Annotated in this window: 4 protein-coding genes; 3 read left to right on the top strand and 1 reads right to left on the bottom strand. The window is 35.7% G+C overall.

What is annotated here, in order from left to right; genetic code table 11:
- Positions 1-124 precede the first annotated feature (124 nt).
- Positions 125-2,125 (bottom strand): oxidoreductase, encoded by a 2,001-nt coding sequence (locus ACE1OF_RS19400; protein ID WP_448896523.1) that lies wholly within the window; start codon positions 2,123-2,125, stop codon positions 125-127.
- 154 nt (positions 2,126-2,279) lie between these two features.
- Between ACE1OF_RS19400 and ACE1OF_RS19395 the strand changes: the two genes are divergently transcribed.
- The 3 genes from ACE1OF_RS19395 to ACE1OF_RS19385 all read left to right on the top strand — a co-directional run bounded on the left by ACE1OF_RS19395 (position 2,280) and on the right by ACE1OF_RS19385 (position 4,336).
- Positions 2,280-2,906, top strand: a complete 627-nt coding sequence (locus ACE1OF_RS19395; RefSeq protein ID WP_448896521.1) for an outer membrane protein assembly factor BamE domain-containing protein — start codon at positions 2,280-2,282, stop codon at positions 2,904-2,906.
- 690 nt (positions 2,907-3,596) lie between these two features.
- A complete protein-coding gene (locus ACE1OF_RS19390) occupies positions 3,597-3,821 on the top strand; it encodes a hypothetical protein (protein WP_448896519.1) in 225 nt (74 codons plus the stop codon).
- A gap of 116 nt (positions 3,822-3,937) precedes the next feature.
- The gene (locus ACE1OF_RS19385) at positions 3,938-4,336 is read left to right on the top strand and encodes a hypothetical protein (protein ID WP_448896518.1); all 399 of its coding nucleotides are present in this window, start codon (positions 3,938-3,940) and stop codon (positions 4,334-4,336) included.
- The last annotated feature ends 196 nt before the right edge of the window (positions 4,337-4,532 follow it).

Raw genomic sequence — 4,532 nt, 5'->3', positions numbered from 1 at the left:
ACATGAGAGTTACCTTTTTTTGTTTAAATTAAAGATTCGACACCTTTAATAAAAACGGGTAACTCTCAACTTTTCAAGTCGATGTGTCAGATTAAGTCGGAACTAATACACCTTATCTATTTATTTAAATTTTTATTGCTAATAACGCGGCTTCTTCTATCGCTTTTTGCGCATCTATTCCTTTCGCCAGATGTGCTCCTCCAATAATATGACACGGTTGTTGCTTAAGTGCAGTTGATAATTGATTATTTTCTGTTTGACCTGCGCAAATAATGATGGTGTCAACTTTGAGTAAACGCGGTTTTTTGCGAATACTAATGTGTAAGCCGTCATTATCAATTTTATTGTAGGTAACGCCTGCCAGCATAGACACTGCTTTTCTTTTTAAACTTGTTCGGTGAATCCAACCTGTGGTTTTGCCTAAATCAGCACCCGATTTTCTAATTTTTCTTTGTAACATGGATACCTTTCGGATGGGAGGTTTATTATGTATTGTTTTTAAACCGCCATCAAATTTCATACTTAGGTCTATGCCCCAGTGATCTGCAAAAGCGTCTGCATCTACTGATTTCACAGTATTGGTAATAAACTCAGCCACATCAAAGGCAATACCACCTGCACCAATAATTGCAACATTATTGCCAGCGATCTTTGTACCTGAAAGAATATCAGCATAAGAAACTACACTAGGGTGCTCAATTCCCTCAATGTCAGGCAAGTTAGCTTTAGTGCCTGTGGCAATAACAACTTCGTCAAATGTTGACAGAACTTCAGGTTTAACGTGCGTATTAAGGTGAATATCAACCTTATGTTGTGCTAATTGGTAATTAAAATAGCGCAGTGTTTGATGAAAATCTTCTTTGCCTGGAATTTTTTTAGCTAAATTAAATTGGCCACCAATGCGATGAGTTGCTTCAAACAATTGTACTTTATGACCTCGTTGAGCTGCATACAAAGAAAAAGCCATTCCAGCAGGTCCCGCTCCCACAACGGCAATTTGTTTAGCATTATTTGTTGGGATAAGCGCAAGTTCTTTTTCTCTTGCGGCAAAAGGGTTCACTAAACAAGTAGCGACTTTGTTTAAAAAAATATGATCTAAACAAGCTTGGTTGCAGGCAATGCAAGTATTAATGGCTTGCGGTTTATTTTGCTGAACTTTGACAACAAAATGGCTGTCTGCCAGTAAAGGTCTTGCCATGGAAACCATATCAGCCCAATTATTTTCTAAAATATTTTCTGCTACCTCTGGGGTGTTAATTCTATTACTAGCCACAATAGGTAAAGAGATAGCTGATTTTACATATTGGCTAATATTAGCAAAGGCACCAGGAGGAACCATACTTGCTATGGTAGGAACTCTAGATTCATGCCAACCAATACCCGTATTAATAATGGTGGCACCTGCCGCTTCTATTGCTTTGGCTAAAATTATAATCTCTTCAAGAGAGCTGCCATGCTCAACTAAGTCGAGCATTGATAGCCTGAAAATGATGATAAAATTTTCTCCAACACGTTTACGTGTTTGTTTTACTATTTCAACCGCAAAACGTATTCTATTTTGATAACAGCCACCCCATTCATCTTGCCTATGATTGGTTGATTTAACAATGAATTGATTAATTAAATACCCTTCCGAGCCCATTATTTCAACACCATCATAACCTGCTTCTTGTGCTAATTCTGCTGTAAGCACAAAATCCGCTATTTGCTTTTCTACCTCAGCACTAGAAAGCGCTTTTGGGGTTAACGGAATAATAGTTGATTGCAGAGCAGAAGGAGCAACGAGTTGTTTTTGGTAAGCATATCTACCTGCATGCAAAATTTGCATACATATTTTACCTTCAACATTATGCACCGCTTGCGTGATTAACTGATGATCTTTTACATCATGTTTTGTTGTCATTAATGCGCGATTTGGTGCCAGTTTTCCTTCAATATTAGGTGATATACCTCCCGTGACAATTAAGCCAACGCCGCCTTCAGCTCTTTGCGCATAAAAAGAAGCCAAACGTTTAAAACCATTTTCAGCTTCTTCAAGGTTTGTGTGCATAGACCCCATTAACACCCTATTGTTTAATTGAGTGAAGCCAAGGTTTAAAGGTGTTAAAAGTTTAGGGTAGGGCATATAATATTTAATTGATGAACGATATACGGTATTTTATCAGGTGGCGGCTGACTAGCAATAACACGATTGCATTTTGTTAAAGTTATTGCCAATATTGATACTTATTACGACATATAACTTCAAGCTTAAATAAATATCATAGAAGGAATTAATCATGAAAAAATGTAAACCAGCATTCCAATTTAAAAACGCAGTTAATAAACTTGCCTTATTATTATTGGCAGTGACGATGGTTGGGTGTACATCAACCTCCTCCTCATCAGACACTCAATCGTTAACTAATAAACGTAATTCAGGTTTTGTTGAGGGAGCTACTGTTGAAGCGTTAGTTAATATTCATGCAGACTATGCTAATAACCGCCTTTATGCTTTAAACTATCAAATGTCTAATTTAATTCCTATGTGTAGTAAGTTTGTGATTGAAGATATTGGCAGTAAAGAAATTGAAATATCTCACCAAGGCAAAGTTTATCGCTATCTTTGGGATAAACATACGCGCTCAGCAGGACAATCACTTGAACAGAATTTTAATACCTTTTTTGGTAAACGTTGTGATAGTGATAGGGTTAAACAGCTAAGCAAAATAGATCAAGAAGGCATAGCAAAAGGCAAACCATTGATAGGTATGACAAAAGAGGGTGTTAAATATGCAATGGGTACGCCACCAGTTCATGCAACAATAACACTTGAAGAAAATAACTGGACCTATTGGATTAATCGATGGGCTAGAAATATTTTAGAATTTGATGAAAAAGGTAAATTAAAGCATATTGTTAAATAATCTGTGTGCAAAAAATTTTGCATTCACTAAGAAAGCTATCCGCAGTATAGGGTAGCTTGTCATGCTTTTGTTTGACTCCGTGTTTACTCATATAAATAGCGCCTTTATTAACAATTCAGTTAGTAAGGCGTTGGTATGACTCCTCACGTCAAGTTAAATACACTGATCCATATTTATTAATTTAAGAATTCTCTGTATTCATTTCTATTATTAAGTGAGTTAACGCACAGAATGAAACAAGTAATTTCGTCGTGACACCTAGCTTTGGTCTATGTTCGTGGTTCAATAGTCGATAGGCTATTGCAATCCTAACGCCGTTGGTGGTTGAGTAAACTAATTTGATGTGAGCGGAGTTTAGGCATCATAACGACCTACGCGTATTTGTTCACTAATTGTTTTTTAACCGCATTTGTTCGGTTATATATGCTATATAAGGAGAAGACATTTTAATTCCTTTTTATAAATTGCATACTGTATATGCATGCAGGTTAGTATGATGCCGCCTTTCCACAAGCTTACATAAATTAAAGCGTTTGATTTTTTAAATAAAAAATCGAATATTTAATTAAATTATTGATTAAAATAATAAAATAAATTAGCATAATTTTTAATTTACAAAATGTAGGCGAAAGTTACCTTTGTAGAAAGGCGGCAATTTGCCTACTATTAAACTGTTATGTTTAAGGGACTATGAGTTTTTTCGATGATATAAAAACTGAGTTATGGATTCTCGCAATATCTTTAGCAGTGTTTATTGCTATCGTTTATTTTTCTTTATCTAGCTCTAACTTAAATGAATTAATGTGTACAGGTAGAGGTTGTCATTCTAATTCAGGTACGTTTAGTGGTGTAGCGATTTTGGCAGCCATTTTCTCAATGGCTTCTATCATTTATAAATGGAAAAAACGGAAGTAAATATCAGTAATTTAAACATAACAAGCAGTTAAAGGTATGGATGTCTAAAGCATGGCTGATGTTCGTTCCTCACAATTATAGCCATGCATTAGCCGCCCCTTAACGTGGGCGTTAGCATGCTAGGGATTATGCGCATCAATCTAGATTCATTTGAAATTTTAAATCTTGTGTTGGGAAGCCAATCAAACTTGCCTGATGGAAATCATCAAAATGGTAGTGTTAGCTTTCATGTTCAAGATTCAATTATCAAAAATATATCTGTGCGTCTTAGTGAGTTTTACTCTAAAGGCGATATTTATACAGGTGATTTGGTCATTAATGGCGAAATGGTTGCGATAAGTTCGCAGTTTCAACCTGAAACTATTCTGCATCAGTTCTCAATGCAAACTGAACATTGGGACGATGGAGTCGAAGTGAATTACCAATTTCAAGTCGAAAACGTTAATATTGAATTTAGCTGGCATTGGCTTGCAGAGAACTTAGTGCCAAACTATATCAGTATTGAAATTGATTAGAGTAAAGCATGCTAACAAGCTAATTAATAAGGACAAAAAAACAGTTGGCTGTTTTCGTTCCTCAACATTTTAGCCAACAATTTTTTGCCCATTATTAGGGCGTTGAGGCTGTAGAATTTCTCCAAAGTAGAAAATCACAGGTTAAATTTATGTTCACAGAGTCTCTAAAAGGCAAGTTTTAATGTATTATTGTCTT

Source organism: Colwellia sp. E150_009 (assembly GCF_053543955.1).
Note: the sequence above shows the minus strand (reverse complement) of the source record. Positions and strands in the feature narration are given on the sequence as shown.

Bases quoted from the DNA above. Each gene is read 5' to 3' on its own strand.
- ACE1OF_RS19400 (WP_448896523.1), bottom strand. From the start codon at position 2,125: ATGCCCTACCCTAAACTTTTAACACCTTTAAACCTTGGCTTCACTCAA.
- ACE1OF_RS19390 (WP_448896519.1), top strand. From the start codon at position 3,597: ATGAGTTTTTTCGATGATATAAAAACTGAGTTATGGATTCTCGCAATA.
- ACE1OF_RS19385 (WP_448896518.1), top strand. From the start codon at position 3,938: ATGCTAGGGATTATGCGCATCAATCTAGATTCATTTGAAATTTTAAAT.
- ACE1OF_RS19395 (WP_448896521.1), top strand. From the start codon at position 2,280: ATGAAAAAATGTAAACCAGCATTCCAATTTAAAAACGCAGTTAATAAA.